Origin of the sequence: Clostridioides sp. ZZV14-6009 (assembly GCF_020658095.1) — a bacterium.
Classification (GTDB): Bacteria; Bacillota; Clostridia; order Peptostreptococcales; family Peptostreptococcaceae; genus Clostridioides.
On the sequence record NZ_JAGWDG010000001.1, the window covers coordinates 486,845 to 502,608 of the forward strand.

A 15,764-nucleotide genomic window follows, 5' to 3' on the forward strand; every position below is an offset into this window, starting at 1 on the left:
TTCAGTAATATTTTTTTATAAGAATATATGTTATTATTATATTAAAATACAACATATTATGGAAAGGATATGCCAATTTAGTAGTTAGATTGATTGTTTGGCAGGTGGGATGAGCTATGATAAGAAAGAAATCTGAATTACAAGTAGAAGTAAAAGAAAATTTAACTGGTGGTGTTGGAAAAGTTAAGCTTGAAAACATATTACAAATTGATGAGCTTAAAGGAAAAGGAAGATTATTTAAAAGGATAACTTTACCAGTAGGAAGTTCGATTGGTGTGCATGACCATACAACTGATTTTGAGGTATATTATATATTAAAGGGGAAAGGTAAAGTTTTTGATAATGGGGAATTTGTAGAAGTAAATGAAGGTGATGTAATATATACTGCTGATGGTGAAGAACATTCTATAGAGAATATAGGGGAAGAAGAACTTGAATTTGTAGCAGTAGTTTTATATGTGTAAAATATGGAGGAGGAGTTATGACAAGCAAGATAGAAGAAATTAAAGACAAGATAAATAGATTTTGCAACTCCAATTTAAATCAAGAATATAAAGATATAAGTTTTAAAATCTTGCAAGACCTTTTAGATAATAATAAAGAGATAATTCATTCTTCTAGAGCTGATATATGGTCTTCAGCTATATTAAACATAGTTTTGGAGCAAAATCTCTTATATAATAAGAAGCATCCATTACATATAACCAAAAAGGAATTTTCAAAACAAATAGGTGTTTCTTTAAACACTATAAACAATAAATCATCATTGATAAAGGAAGTCTGTAATATTGACTTTTTAAATCAAGATACTATTGCTATCTCTAATATTGAGTTTTGGGTAAGAGAGAGTAATTCTAAATCCAAAGCCATAGATTTAGAGTTAGAAAAGAAAAAAATACTTTATAAAAGATATATTAAACTATCACAAGAAGCTAAAAACCATATTGAGTCAATTAGGTATATGGAAGAAGCTGTAAATATTGGGAAAAGCATGATTACTAAAGAAGATAGACAACTTGGATTTTGGAAAGGTATATCTACTAGAGCTTATATGGTAGCACTTGAGTCTCTTGCTAGGAAGTTAGAGAGTATTGATAATTTAAAAGAAGCTAGAAAGGTATTAGAGTATTTAATAGAAATCAATCCTGATGATGAACAAGGAATAAGGTATAAATTGTTCAATGTATTAATTAGGTTAAATGATAGAACAGCAATAAATAATTTATTTGAAATGTATAAAGAAGAAAAGTCTGCTACATGGATGTATAGCAAAGCTCTTTATTATTTTAAAAATAAAAATATGTTTTTAGCAAGTGATGCTATTAAAAGTGCTAAAAATAAAAACAAATATATTGGATTATATTTAATAGATTGGCGAAATGCCTTTGGTAGAGAGTTTGTTACAGCAGAAGAAAAGGGAGAAGCTGTCTATTACTATGATGAAAATATAGTACTGTGGAATGAAGTTAAAGGTTCTATGGATTGGTTATTGAAAAAAATGTTGGAATTTTCATAAAAAGAACTACTCCTTATTACTGATAAAAAAATAAGGAGTAGTTTTTTTATTTATACATCTAATTTTAAATCGCCTGGTTTTATCATACCTTTTTTTCTCATAAATTCTGATATTATTAGAGTTATAATAGCAGGAAGTACAAAGTTAAGTAAAAGTATACCAACCCACATCGTTATGCCACCTTTTCCAGCACTTTGCATGGCAGTTACTGTTCCAAATTGTCCAACTAATCCACAAGTTCCCATACCAGAGCCAATAGGTATATTTTCCATTTTAAATATTGTTGTAGATAATGGGCCAAGTATTATTGAAGCTATTGTAGGTGGTATCCAAATTTTCCAGTTTTTTATTATATTGGGTACTTGGAGCATGGATGTACCAAGTCCTTGAGCTACAAGACCTCCTACTCCATTTTCTCTAAAACTCATAACAGCAAAACCTATCATTTGGCAACAACAACCGACAGTTGCTGCTCCACCAGCAAGCCCTCCCAAACTTAACATCATACAAATAGCTGCACTACTTATGGGTAGTGTAAGAGCTATTCCGACAAGTGCAGAGACAATAGCTCCCATTATTATAGGTTGCATAGTTGTTGCTTGCATTATTATGTTTCCAAATGAAGTCATAAATGCAGAAACTGCTGGTCCAATAAGTTCTGCCACAAGTACTCCTATTAGTATTGTTACAGCAGGTGTAACTAATATGTCTACCTTTGTTTCTTTTGAAACTAATTTTCCAATTTCTACTGCAAAAAGTGTAGCGACAAATGCACCAACAGGTCCTCCTAATTCATTACCACAAGCACCAACAAGTGCACAAGAAAATAGTACAAGGGGAGGAGCTTGAAGTCCATATGCAATAGCTACTGCAATAGCTGGACCTGTAACTTGCTTAGCAAGTGGGCTTATAACTTCAGTAAAAAGAGATATGTTAAAGTTATCTCCTAATGTGTTAAAAATTGTTCCAATTAAAAGGGAAGAAAAAAGGCCGAGTGCCATATAACTTAATGCGTCAATAAGATACCTTTGAACAGAAATTTCAATATTTTTACTTTTAGCAAATGATTTAAAATTTCTTTTTTTGCAATTGATTTCCAATTTAAAATCCTCCTCATATAATACAAATATAATTTCTTTTTAATTAATTATATAACTTTTCAGCTGACAAGACAAATGTTATTTCACTAATTTAAAAGTATTTTAATAGCAATAAAATAACAGTAAATTTAGTTTTAAATTTTAAATTTATGGTTTATAATTAGTATAGGGATATTCTGAAATATAATAATTTTCCAGTTTATCCCAATATTTAACTTAGGTAGATTGCTTATAAAACAAATGATCATATACTAGGCTAAAAGGAAGTGGATAGATGAGATTTGTAGAAAATAAGAAATACAGAAAAATTGCCATAATTATATCTATTCCTATATTGCTTGTTGCGCAGTACTACCTTTTTAAATTTGGAATATTTAGACCAATGGTAAAAGGAGTAGAAATTGAAATTGTAGATGGGGAATATGTTAAAGATATAGATAAATATGTAGTAAAATTAAACGAAACAGTTACCTTGTCTACTGGTGAATATATTAAAGTTCCTTCATATGCTAAAGATCCAAATATTTGGTTTAATGTTTTAGATAATTCAGGGACTCTAAAAATAGAAGGAAATAAGATGACAGCATTAAAGGTTGGGTATTCTTCTGTTGGTATTATGAAAAATTCGAGAGTACTAAAAAAAGCTACTATAAAAGTAGTAGACCCAGAAGTAGAATCTTTAGATATGGAAATTAATGGAGAGTTAAAACATGTTGGTGATAGTGCCACTATAGAGAGTACAATAGAGGTTGACTATGAGAAGTTTAAAAAATCATATAAACCAATTTACAAAAGTAGCAACGAAGATGTTTTAAAAATTAAAGGAAACAAAGTAAGTGCAGTTGGAGTTGGAAAAGCTGTAATATATGCTAAGTGTGGAAACAAAGAAGTTGAGAGAACTTTTAGAATCCAAGCTAAAGTTGCTGAGATAAATATGAATAATATAAAAATAGAAGTTGACCAAAATGAGAAACTAAAACCAGATATAATAACTTCTCCACCAGGCTTAGAACCACCAAAAATACACTATGAGTTGGCTGATTCAAAATTACCTGTAGAAAGAGCTATAAGTCTAAGTAGTGATGGAAGTGTAGTAGGTCTTAGAGAAGGTAAAGAAAGAGTAAGGATAACTTGTGGAGATAAGTCTAAGATAATAACTGTAACAGTAGTCAAAGAAACTATAACTAATGACTATATACAAAATTTAGTAGGTTCACATAAAATAGTAAATAACAAAGTTATTATTAAACTTGAATGGGATTATATGAAAGATGTTTTTGACTATGATATATATCTTAAAGACAAATTATCAGGAGAATCATTTAAGAAAATTAAATCTATAACTATAAATGAGCGTGATTTAGGTAAATCCCAAAAGATATATGCTACTATAGAAATTGATGTAAAAGATAGTCAGAGTATAGATTATGATATTTATGTTCTAGGTAAGAAAGACTCAGATACAACTAAGCCAAGTAATGTAATAAACATTACTAATGTGAATGGTAATGGCAACTCAGATAATAATGATAGCATACAAAACATGAAGGTTGAAAATATATCAGCTAATGTTGACAGAGATAACAATGTTATTAGAGTTAACTGGAGTAGTGTATCTCATAAAGAATGTACCTATAGTATATATGTAAAAAATAATACTAATGGAGATGGTGAGTTTACTTTGTATCAAAGTGACATACAAGGGAATGAACATACTATAAGTATTCCTGAAGGAGATTTAAATTTAGATATCTATGTAGTTGCAAATTACAATGGACAAAATTCTAAAAATAGTGATGTTATAAATGTAAGATAAATTTATGATTTATTGAGAAATTAAATCATTATAAGAAGAGGATAGTATGGGGGTAATCATACTATCCTTTTTATTTTATTGAAATATACTGGTATTAAATTTTTAGTGTAAAAATATTTATTGCTAGTTAATATCATCTACAATTGAATCTAATGCTGCCTGTGTTGCATGTATTAGAGTTGTATCAAATAGTGGAACAGAAGTATCATTTTGCTGAATTAGAAGACCTATTTCTGTACATCCTAAGATAACGCCTTCTGCTCCTTGGTTAACAAATTTATCTATAATAGATAAAAAAGATTTTTTAGAGGATTTAGATACAATTCCTAAGCAAAGCTCATTGAATATAATGTTATTTACTATTGAACGTTCTTCTTCATTTGGTATTAAAACCTCAATTCCACTATTTATAATTATATTTTTATAAAAATCTTGCTCCATTGTATACTTAGTACCCAATAAAGCTACCTTTTTGATTTTCTTTTCTTTTAACTCATCAGCAGTCACATTTGCGATGTGTAAAAGTGGAATAGATATATTTTGTTGAATTTTATGTGCAACTTTATGCATAGTATTAGTACATATAACAATAAAGTTTGCTCCTGCGTCTTGTAAATTAATTGCAGCATCAGATAAGATTTTGGCACTTTTTTCCCAATTTCCGCTAGATTGACATTCTTCAATTTCTTGAAAATCTACACTATAAAGTATACATTTAGAAGAATGTAATCCTCCTAATTTTTCCTTGATTACTGTATTTATAACTTGATAATATGTAATGGTGCTCTCCCAACTCATTCCCCCGATTAAGCCTATAGTCTTCATATTCATCACCTTTTCATTCTATTTATTTTGTAATAGCTATTTACAAATACAAGTATAGCATCTAAAATATAAGCATACAATGATAAAATTGTATGGAGGACAATTATCTTTAAAAGGAGTAATTATATGCCAATAAATTCATTTGAAAATTATCCAATGACATGGAAACCACAATTAAACAATCGAAAACCACCAATATATAAAACTTTAGCAATGTTGTTAGAAGAAGACATTGAAAAAGGAAATTTAAATCCTGGAGATAAATTACCTCCACAACGAGAATTAGCAGATTTTCTCGATTTAAATTTAAGTACAATAACACGGGCATTTAAACTTTGTGAAGAAAAAGGATTAATATGTGCAAAAGTAGGAAAAGGGACCTTTATTTCTTCTGATGTAAATTTAAGCAATACATTGCTTTATCAAACAGAATCAAAAGGTATAATTGAACTTGGTACAGTACATCCTCCTTATGAACAAAATACATATATTATCAATTTTATTAAAAATGTATTAAAACAACCAGAAATGGAAAAATTTCTTCAATATATGTCTCCATCAGGTACACACATGCAAAAAAAATCAATTGCAAAATGGTTAGAAAGAAATAATATATATACTAAAGAAGAAAATGTACTTTTATCTACAGGTGGACAAAATGCTATATGCGCTACTTTATTAGGATTATTTAAGGCTGGAGATAGAATTGCAACAGATTCATTGAGTTTTTCTGGAATCAAGTCAATAGCTAAAATGATAGGCATTCAATTAGTTCCAATTCCCCAAGAGAATAATGAAATGTCAATCGAGTCTCTTGAAAATTATTGTAAAAATGAAAACATAAAAGGTATATATATCATTCCAGATTATCATAATCCAACAACACATTCTATGTCTAACTTATCACGTAAGAAAATAGCAGAGATAGCAAAAAAGTATAATATCATAATTATTGAAGATGCTATAAATAGTATTTTTAAACCGGATTTACAAGATCCAGTATTTTCTTTAGCTAGTAATAATACTATATATATTCTTAGTACATCTAAATTTATCTGTGCTGGGCTTAGAGTAGCGTTTGTAGTTGCTCCAAAACGTTATATAGGAAGTCTAGAAAATGCATTATATAATATGAATTTGATGGTTTCCCCATTTAATGCAGAAATAGTACATCGTTTACTGCATTCTCCTATTATAAATAAGATTATTGAAGAAAGAAAAGATGAAATTATAAAAAGAAATGAAGCTACTAATAAGATTTTATCTGATTATAATTTAATTGGTGATAAAAATTGTAGTTTTCGTTGGTTGATTCTTCCAGATGAATGGGATGGAAAATCATTTGAGATATATGCAAAAAATTTAGGTGTTCAGGTATATTGTGCTGAACGTTTTTCAGTTGGTAATTCTATTGTGCCAAAAGCTGTTCGTATTTGTGTAACAGCTCCAAAAGATGTAGAAGAATTAGAGAAAGGGTTGAATACAATAAAGTCACTTCTTAAAAATCAGAGAGATTTTCCTATAATTTAATTAAATAAATAAAAATGCGGAGAAATTTATTATAATAAACCTCCGCTTTTATTATTTGATGAAATACTTTACTTTCTATTAAAATTTTAACTTTAATCATCTTGAAAATATAATCATTTTATGGTAAAATAATTCTTAAAAATAGAAATAATTAATCATTTGTTAAAAAAAATGCATAATAAATTGTAATTTATTGACGATAGTGGGAAAATGTTCATAAATGTATAAAATAACAGAAAAAATGCAAAAATAAAATCAATTTCATATGTTATAAAATCTATATGGCAAAATTAAATTTGCCTATCAGAATGATATAAACACACCAGAAAGGAGGATGCTATCAATAATGGAAATTAATTAATTTTGGTAGCTAAAAATTATGAATGAACAAACTAGAATATCCTTAGAGAGAGCTGCTGAACTAAAATCAAAAATTGATGATTATATTCAGGCTAGGAAAACAATTAACAGAGGTCTTGAAAAAGAAGAAGAGATAAATAAACGAAAACAAAAGATATTAAGCATATTAAATGGAACAGAAGAAGACTGGAATAATTACAAATGGCAATTATCAAATAGAATCACAGATGTAGATACTTTATCAAAGATTATTAATCTAACTAAAAAAGAAAAAGAATATATAGAAGAAGTTGGTACTCAATTTAGATGGGCAATATCTCCATATTATCTGAGTTTGATAGACCCAGATGATATATGTGACCCTATAAAATTACTTTCTATACCAACACATATAGAATTTGAAGATGAACAAGATGATTTAGACCCAATGGGAGAAGAGTATACAAATCCAGCAGGATGTATAACTAGAAGATATCCAGATAGATTAATAATAAATGTAACAAATGAATGTGCTATGTATTGTAGACATTGCCAAAGAAGAAGAAATATTGGTCAACAAGATTCTCATAAGTCAAAAGCTGTTATACAAGAATCTATAGATTATATTAGAGAAAATGAAGAAATAAGAGATGTATTAGTAACTGGTGGAGATACTCTTACATTAAAAGATGATTATTTAGAATGGATTCTTAGCCAACTTAAAGAAATACCACATGTTGATTATGTTAGATTAGGAACTAGAACTCTTGTTACAATGCCACAAAGAGTTACAGATGATTTTTGTAATATGCTAAAAAAATATCATCCTATATATATAAATACACATTTTAATCATCCAATGGAAATAACTAAAGAATCTAAAGAGGCATGTGAAAAATTAGCAAATGCAGGTGTACCATTAGGAAATCAAGCAGTGTTATTAAATGGTATAAATAATGATAAATTTGTAATGAGATGTTTAAATCAAGAATTGCTTAAAATAAGAGTGAAACCTTACTATATATTCCAAAGCAAACATGTAAAAGGAACAAAACATTTCAATACATCAGTAGATGATGGTCTTGAAATAATGGAATATCTAAGAGGATATACATCTGGAATGGCAATACCAACATATATAGTTAATGCTCCAAAAGGAGGTGGTAAGACTCCATTACTTCCACAATATCTTGTATCAAAAGGAACAGATTATGTGATGCTTAGAACATGGGAAGGAAAAGTTATAAAAATGGAAGATGAACCAGCTGTAGATATAAAGAAACTTATAAAAGAGCAAGCGCAGGATTAATAAAATATTTAAATATACAAAAAGAAACAACTTTAAAATAAAAATAAAATGGATGCTAAATTTATATCAATTTGCATCCATTTTTATATTAGTTATTTATTTTATTTATTATTTTGTTGTTGATTAACCAATTCAAGGTATCCACTTGGATGGAAGTAATATATCTCAGAAGTATTTTCATTTACAAAGTAACCAATGTCACCATCTGCATCTGGTAAAAATACATATCCATTAAGATTTTTAGCTTTTAATGCTTCAAAATCGCTAGCATTTCCTTGATATATGTAATCAACTTTATTGTTGTATTTTACTAAAAGTTCTTTAGCTTGTTCTTGAGTCAATTTAGTATCTTGACTTACAGGAATATTCTTTTGAGAATCAGCATAAGAAGATTCATTTACTGGTGCAGTTAATAACAAACAAGATAAAACTAATAAAGATATAAGTGCTTTTTTCATACTAAAACCCTCTTTCGTAATTAATTATATAAGATATTTATTACTTAATAATATTATATGTTTTCTATAATTAAATATTACCATTAAAGAGGATAATATTACAGTTACACAGCTGTAACCTTTGATTACAAAATCGTAATTAAATTGTATTTTTATTCCATTTGTATTTTATCATGTCTACGATTAACAAATTCACAAAAATATATTTTTATAACGCCCATAACAGGAGCTGATAAAATCATACCAGGTATTCCAAAAAATCCTCCACCAACAGTAACTGCTAGTATTGTAAAAAATGGACTAAGACCTAGTTGTCCACCTACGATTTTTGGTTCTATAAATGTAACTTCAACTTGTTGAATTATTATTAAGTAAATCAAGCAAGTTAACGCAGTTGTAGGATTGTAGAATAAGTTAATTACTACAACTGGTGTCATACCTATTACTGGACCAAAGTATGGAACCATATTCATAATACCCATTAGTGTACCAAACAATAGTGCATATTCAGACTTTAAAAAGTATAGACCAATTCCAGAAAGCAGTCCAACTATAAAAGAATCTAAAATCTTACCTGTAAAGTATTTACCAATATTTAAGTTCAAACTTTGACACAATTCTATTATAAAGTCTCCATATTTTTTACCTAAAGAAATATAAATAACTTTTTTTGTAAATGATAAGAACTTTTCTTTTTCTAATAATAGATAGAAACAAATTATAAAGCCTAAAAGGAATTGTACTATAAATTTTCCAACAGAGAAGGTAGTACTAAATATTCCTCCAAGTGAACCAATAAGTAAGTTACTAAACTTAGGCATTACACTCATAATTTTGTCACCATATTCTTTTAATGTATTAGGGTCTACTGATTGCAAACTTTTACCTAAATCAAATAAGAATTGTTCCGTTTTATCTATATATATAGGAACTTGAGTTACTAAGTCAGCTAAACTGTTTACTATTGATGGAACTGTAAATAGTATAAAAGATACTAGTATAACTATTAGCACACCATAAGTAAGAAGTAAAGAATATATCCTTTTAAAATTAAGCTTATTTTCCAAAAATTTTACTAGTGGATTAAATACATATGCTAATACAAATGCTATTATAAATGGAGTTAGTAATGACATCAGTAAACTTATTACTCCAAAAAAATATTTGTAATTATCAATAACTTTAATCAAAATATATGAAATAACTACAGTAAGTACAATATTTAAATAAATTTTTTTATCCTGCAAAACAACACAACCTTTCTTATATTTATTAAGTTTAGATTTACTTAAATTTAAAATCAAGTTAATATTTATAGCTTATTATACAATAAAAAGTAGTATTAATATAGTATGATTAATATGAAATTTGATAAGTGTACAATATATTGAAAGTTTTATCTAAATATTATTTTTATTTTCTTAAATTTACATATTACAAATATAAATAATTACAATTCGTTTCTAATTCTCTGTACATTTCTATTTATATAGTGCCTTCCAACATGTTTATATAAAAAATTTTTATACCATCCTATCTTTTGACTATATTTATTAAAAAAATTATCTGGAGTATCAAAGATTCCCAAATCATCAATTATTCCTTCTTTTTGAATAAATGTATGATTTACATTCCAAGATATTTGAGGATTTTGAAAATCTTTAGTGGCAATACCCCATCCATAAAATGAGCCTTGACAGTTATTGTATTTCTGCTGAATACTTGTAAGATAATTTTTGTCTAAAATAAGACCTTCTAATTTATACCATTGCTTTTCATAGTATACTTCTGTCCATGTGTGAATGATTTCTGTAGGTGCAATTTTGTAAATAATTCCTAAGAGTTCTAATTGAACTCTTTTGTCTAGAGTAAAACCATGAATCCTACATGGAATGCCAACTCCTCTTAAAAGTGCCATAGCAAGTATAGTTTTTGTATTACATTGTCCATATCCATCTTTTAGTATTTTACTTGCAGATATATTGTCACTTGCATTGAAACCAAAGTTGATGTCATCTCTAATAAAGTTATAAATTTGTTTGATTTTATTAAAATTATCTAATTGATTCCAATTATGTTTGCTAATAAGTTCTTGAATATTTCTTGCTCTAAAGTCTAATAATGTACTTTCTGATAAATATCTTTTCATAAAATAGAATTCTCCTTTATCTAGTGTAACTATATTTTATACCTTAGAGTAATTTGAAACTTTCAAAAACTTGCTGTTTTTTAATATGCCAGAAATATTCATACCAGTCATACATTTGTTGGTGTATGCTAGATGTGAAGCACTGTCAAAACCTGCCATCATAGCAGCATCAGTTATAGAGTATTTACCAGATAAAAGTAAAAAATATGCTTTTTGAATTTTATGTAGGAGAATGTAACTTTTTAATGGCATTCCTGTTTGTTCTTTGAATATATGGGACAGTCTGCTTGGCGAAAGAAAGACCATATCAGAAATATTTTTTATAGAATGATTATGACAGTCACACTCATTAAGTCTTTGCATTATTTTATGAATTCTTTTATCAACTATTGTGTAATTGTCTTGAGCAACATTAAGATATTTGAACACAGAATTTGTAAAATTTAAATAACCTTCTTTATCATGATTTTTTAAAAATTTAAAATATTTTTCTTGTATATGTTTAGTATTATGAATATATATAATTCCATAACCCTTAATTTTGTCAATATATTTTGATTTAAGACTTAATGCAAGTGATGATGTTGGTTCAATTAACATAGTAAAACATACTTTTTCTCCTGTTGAAAAACAATGTTCTATATTACTATCTACAATAATGCATTTACCTTCTATATCATTGCCATCTATAGTTATATTTAAATTATCTTCAATTCCTATAAACAATTGTAACATCCAATGTTTATGCTTATTTGATTGAATAGAATTTGTAAACGAAGAAATATGATTATTTGACATAATTATATAATTAATAAAATTACCTCCAAACATTTTTCTTATTGAGGAAATACAGGTTAAATGTACAGTATTTTTCAGTAAGATTAGTGAAATTTTTATTTTATTATACTTTAGATTTTAATTTTGTTCAATTATTTTAAAGTTAGATTACTTTTATAGTGAATTAATTTTATTTTATAGAATATTGGACCTATATTAAGATATTTTAAAATATAAATTACCTATGGTAAAACTTGCATATAAAAAATAAAAATTTTATAATTATATTACAGATTATTTAAAATAAAACATCAAGTTATAAGTTGAAGAAAAGAGGATGTCATGAAGTTATTTCAGCAAAAAACACAAGTTCATAAATTTGAAAATTCAAAAGAATTTATAGAAGAATTCAAGATTTGTAAATCAGATTTTATATTAACAAGTAAAAATGCATATGATACATATTTTAAAAGCTTTGGTTTGGATGCACATGTAGAATATAAAAGTAAGTATGGAACTGGTGAACCTGATGATATAATGATGGATAAATTATTGGATGATTTTTCAAAAACTAATTGTACAAGAATTATTGCTATTGGTGGGGGAGCAGTTATTGATATGGCAAAGTTGTTAGTACTGAAAGATGGAAAGAAATCAAGTGATTTATTTCAAAAAAAGGTTCCTTTAGAAAAAATAAGAGAATTAATAGCTGTTCCTACAACTTGTGGAGCAGGTTCAGAGGTGTCAAATATTTCAATTGCAGAAATAACAGAGATGAATACGAAATTTGGATTAGCTGTAGATGAATTATTTCCAGATTATGCAGTTTTAATTCCAGAGTTATTACTAGAGCTTCCATATTCATTTTTTGCTACAAGTGCAATTGATGCTTTAATACATGCTATAGAATCTTTTGTATCTCCAAAGGCGAGTATTTATACAGAAATTTTTAGTACCAAAGCTATAGAGATGATTTTAAATGGATTTCAGCAAATTGTGTTAAATGGAAAAGATTATAGATTTGATATTATAGAAGATTTTTTGGTTGCAAGTGATTTAGCTGGTATTGCTTTTGGAAATGCTGGGACAGGAGCAGTACATGCACTTTCATACCCATTAAGTGGAGTTTATCATGTTACTCATGGGGAAGCTAATTATCAGTTTTTTATAGAAGTGTTTAAAACATATAATAGATTATCACCAGATGGTAAATTAGCAAAAATAAATATGCTTTTGAGTGAAATAATGAATTGTAAAGTATCAGAGGTATATGAAAAAATGGAAGAGCTACTTAATAAAATTATTACAAGAAAAAGTTTAAGAGAATATGGAATGAAAGATTATGAGATAAATAGTTTTGCAGACAGTGTCTTGGATAGTCAACAAAGGTTATTAAATCAAAGTTATGTTAAACTTAATAAAGAAGAAATAGTAAATATATACAGAATTTTATATTGATAACCCAAATCTAAAAGTTAATTGCTTTATATTTAGCTATAACTCAAATTTATGAAAAGCGATGGTTTTAATTAAATCATCGCTTTTTATGACTGATATTTTTATAAGATAATGTATCTTGTACTTATTAAAAAATATATATTTCATTTAATTATGACAAATAAAGATAAAATTTAAATATTTTAGAGGTAATTTTATTTATATATAGAATTTTAGAGTAATGATATACAAATGTATTATATTACTATTTTATATCAAAAATAGTAATATAATAGTCATATACATTTAGAAAATTTATTGTTTAAAAGGAGTAGAACTTATGATAAAAAAAGAAATGGGTAATTTTAAAGGAAGTAGTGATTATGTAGTATCACCAGAACTAATGGCATCAGTTAATGTTGCTATAGCACTTGAAAAACCACTTTTAATTAAAGGAGAACCTGGAACAGGAAAAACAATGCTTGCACAAGCAATTTCAAATCAACTACAAAAAGATTTAGTAATTTGGAACATAAAATCAACTACAAAAGCACAGGATGGACTCTATGTATACGATACTGTTCAAAGACTTTATGATAGTCAATTTGGAGGTGAAGGAGTAGATGATATTGGTAAGTACATAAAATATGGTAAATTAGGAGAAGCATTTAGTTCAGAGCAACAAGTAATTCTTTTGATAGATGAAATAGACAAGGCCGACTTAGAGTTTCCAAACGACCTACTTTGGGAATTAGATAAAATGGAGTTTTATATAAATGAAACAAAAGAAACTGTAACAGCAAAACAAAGACCTATAGTGATTATAACTTCGAATGCAGAAAAAGAGCTTCCAGATGCTTTTTTAAGAAGATGTATATTTCACTATATAGAATTTCCTGATAGAGATATGATGGAGGAGATAGTCAAAGTACATTTTGATAAAGTTGAAGAACATTTATTGGAACAAGTAATGACTACTTTTTATTGGATTAGAAGTTTAAGAGAGATACAAAAGAAACCTAGCACATCAGAATTAATAGACTGGATACAAGCATTGACTTTAAGTGGAATTCCAATTGAAAAAATAGAAAAAGAGGTTCCTTTTGCAGGGATACTGCTTAAAAATAATGAGGATATTGAATCTATGCAAAAACGTTTGTAGTCAATAGGAGCTGAATAATTATGTTTATTAAATTTTTTTATTTATTGAGAGCAAGAGGTCTAGATATATCTTTAAATGAATGGATGACTTTAATTGAAGCACTGGACAAAGGGCTTTGTTATTCAAATTTTTCTAATTTTTACTATCTTTGTAGGATGATTTTAATAAAAAGTGAAAGTAATTTTGACAAATTTGATGCAGTATTTTTGGAGTATTTTAAAGGTATAGAACACAAAGAAGAAATTCCAGAAGAGATTATGAACTGGCTTAAAAAGCCAAATGTTGATTTAGAAGGATTTGAAAGATTAGAACAAAATCCAAATATAAACCTTGATGAATTGAGAGCTAAATTAGAGGAACGTATAAAAGAACAAGACTCTCCACATAATGGAGGAAATTACTGGATAGGAACAGGAGGTACTTCTGAATTAGGTCATTCAGGCAAAGGTCAAACTGGTATACGTATAGGTGGAACTTCAACCTATGGAAGGGCTGTTCTTGAAGTTGCAGGAGAAAGAAAGTATAGAGATTTTAGAGATGATGAAGTTTTAAATATGCGTCAATTTCAAGTTGCATTAAAAAGACTTCGTCAATTTTCTACTAGAATAGATGCTCCAAAGACAGAACTTGACTTAGATAAAACTATTGAAGAGACTTGTAATAATGCAGGGTATTTAAAATTATTCTTTGAAAAACCAAGAAAAAATACAGTGAAGCTTTTGCTACTTATAGATTCAGGGGGTTCAATGAGAGGATATAGTACTTTATGTAATACATTATTTCAGTCTGTAAGTAAATCAAATCACTTTAAAGATGTAAAAGTATACTATTTTCATAACTGTTTTTATGATAGATTATTTACGACACCAGAATGCTGGCTAAGTAAGTCTATTGATACTGAATGGATATTACAAAACATAGATAAAAACTATAAAGTTATAATCGTTGGTGATGCCTCTATGGCACCTTCTGAGTTACTTCATATTGGTGGTAATTATAGAGGTCCATATAATGATACACCTGGGATAGAGTGGCTTAAAAGATTCAAAAGAAAGTATAGTAAAATTGTGTGGCTAAATCCAGAACTGAGAGATGGATGGGATTCAATCAGTTATTGGTATCAGACTCAAAGGTTAATACAAAGTGAGTTTAATATGTATCCATTAACTGTAAAAGGATTGGAAAAATCATTGAAAAATTTAATGGTTGCGAAATAATATAAAAAATGATGGTACAAATTATCTAAAAGATGTACCATCATTTTTTATATTATAAATTGTATAATTGAAATTTAAAAATTATGTAGCCTAATACATTTTAGACTTACAAAAAACATATACATTAAT

14 protein-coding genes are annotated in these 15,764 nt (G+C 27.5%); 8 read left to right on the forward strand and 6 right to left on the reverse strand.

The features are described from left to right. Positions 1-116 precede the first annotated feature (116 nt). Both KGF36_RS02120 and KGF36_RS02125 read left to right on the forward strand, forming a co-directional pair. Complete coding sequence (locus KGF36_RS02120; protein WP_227437292.1) at positions 117-464, forward strand: cupin domain-containing protein; 348 nt, start codon at positions 117-119, stop codon at positions 462-464. Positions 465-481: 17 nt separating this feature from the next. Further along, positions 482-1,516, forward strand: a complete 1,035-nt coding sequence (locus KGF36_RS02125) for a DUF6398 domain-containing protein (protein WP_227828875.1) — start codon at positions 482-484, stop codon at positions 1,514-1,516. 50 nt (positions 1,517-1,566) lie between these two features. Here KGF36_RS02125 and KGF36_RS02130 read toward each other — a convergent pair whose 3' ends face one another. After that, positions 1,567-2,616, reverse strand: a complete 1,050-nt coding sequence (locus tag KGF36_RS02130; protein ID WP_227828874.1) for a PTS transporter subunit IIC — start codon at positions 2,614-2,616, stop codon at positions 1,567-1,569. A 274-nt stretch (positions 2,617-2,890) separates the two neighbouring features. Between KGF36_RS02130 and KGF36_RS02135 the strand changes: the two genes are divergently transcribed. Beyond that, on the forward strand, positions 2,891-4,432 hold the full coding sequence (locus KGF36_RS02135; protein WP_227828873.1) for a hypothetical protein: 1,542 nt from the start codon (positions 2,891-2,893) through the stop codon (positions 4,430-4,432). A 123-nt stretch (positions 4,433-4,555) separates the two neighbouring features. On the opposite strand, the gene KGF36_RS02140 is transcribed toward KGF36_RS02135, so the two are convergent. Then, positions 4,556-5,257 (reverse strand): aspartate/glutamate racemase family protein, encoded by a 702-nt coding sequence (locus tag KGF36_RS02140; RefSeq protein ID WP_227828872.1) that lies wholly within the window; start codon positions 5,255-5,257, stop codon positions 4,556-4,558. A 126-nt stretch (positions 5,258-5,383) separates the two neighbouring features. Here KGF36_RS02140 and KGF36_RS02145 point away from each other — a divergent pair, with 126 nt between their 5' ends. After that, the gene (locus KGF36_RS02145; RefSeq protein WP_227828871.1) at positions 5,384-6,787 is read left to right on the forward strand and encodes a PLP-dependent aminotransferase family protein; all 1,404 of its coding nucleotides are present in this window, start codon (positions 5,384-5,386) and stop codon (positions 6,785-6,787) included. 379 nt (positions 6,788-7,166) lie between these two features. Continuing rightward, positions 7,167-8,435 (forward strand): glutamate 2,3-aminomutase, encoded by a 1,269-nt coding sequence (gene eam / locus KGF36_RS02150; RefSeq protein ID WP_227828870.1) that lies wholly within the window; start codon positions 7,167-7,169, stop codon positions 8,433-8,435. A 101-nt stretch (positions 8,436-8,536) separates the two neighbouring features. Here the strand turns inward: eam and KGF36_RS02155 are convergent, their stop codons facing one another. The 4 genes from KGF36_RS02155 to KGF36_RS02170 form a co-directional block, all read right to left on the reverse strand. Beyond that, the gene (locus KGF36_RS02155) at positions 8,537-8,893 is read right to left on the reverse strand and encodes a hypothetical protein (protein WP_227828869.1); all 357 of its coding nucleotides are present in this window, start codon (positions 8,891-8,893) and stop codon (positions 8,537-8,539) included. A gap of 152 nt (positions 8,894-9,045) precedes the next feature. Then, a complete protein-coding gene (locus KGF36_RS02160; RefSeq protein ID WP_413926587.1) occupies positions 9,046-10,197 on the reverse strand; it encodes an AI-2E family transporter in 1,152 nt (383 codons plus the stop codon). Positions 10,198-10,343: 146 nt separating this feature from the next. Continuing rightward, on the reverse strand, positions 10,344-11,042 hold the full coding sequence (locus KGF36_RS02165; RefSeq protein WP_227828868.1) for a transglutaminase-like domain-containing protein: 699 nt from the start codon (positions 11,040-11,042) through the stop codon (positions 10,344-10,346). A gap of 36 nt (positions 11,043-11,078) precedes the next feature. Next, complete coding sequence (locus tag KGF36_RS02170; RefSeq protein ID WP_227854520.1) at positions 11,079-11,768, reverse strand: helix-turn-helix domain-containing protein; 690 nt, start codon at positions 11,766-11,768, stop codon at positions 11,079-11,081. A 393-nt stretch (positions 11,769-12,161) separates the two neighbouring features. Here KGF36_RS02170 and KGF36_RS02175 point away from each other — a divergent pair, with 393 nt between their 5' ends. From KGF36_RS02175 to KGF36_RS02185, 3 genes are all read left to right on the forward strand, one after another. Further along, entirely contained in the window at positions 12,162-13,277 is a 1,116-nt protein-coding gene (locus KGF36_RS02175) for a 4-hydroxybutyrate dehydrogenase (RefSeq protein ID WP_227828866.1), read from the forward strand. Between the two features lie 319 nt (positions 13,278-13,596). After that, a complete protein-coding gene (locus KGF36_RS02180) occupies positions 13,597-14,418 on the forward strand; it encodes an AAA family ATPase (RefSeq protein WP_227437274.1) in 822 nt (273 codons plus the stop codon). Between the two features lie 20 nt (positions 14,419-14,438). Next, positions 14,439-15,635, forward strand: a complete 1,197-nt coding sequence (locus KGF36_RS02185; protein WP_227828865.1) for a vWA domain-containing protein — start codon at positions 14,439-14,441, stop codon at positions 15,633-15,635. Positions 15,636-15,764 lie beyond the last annotated feature (129 nt).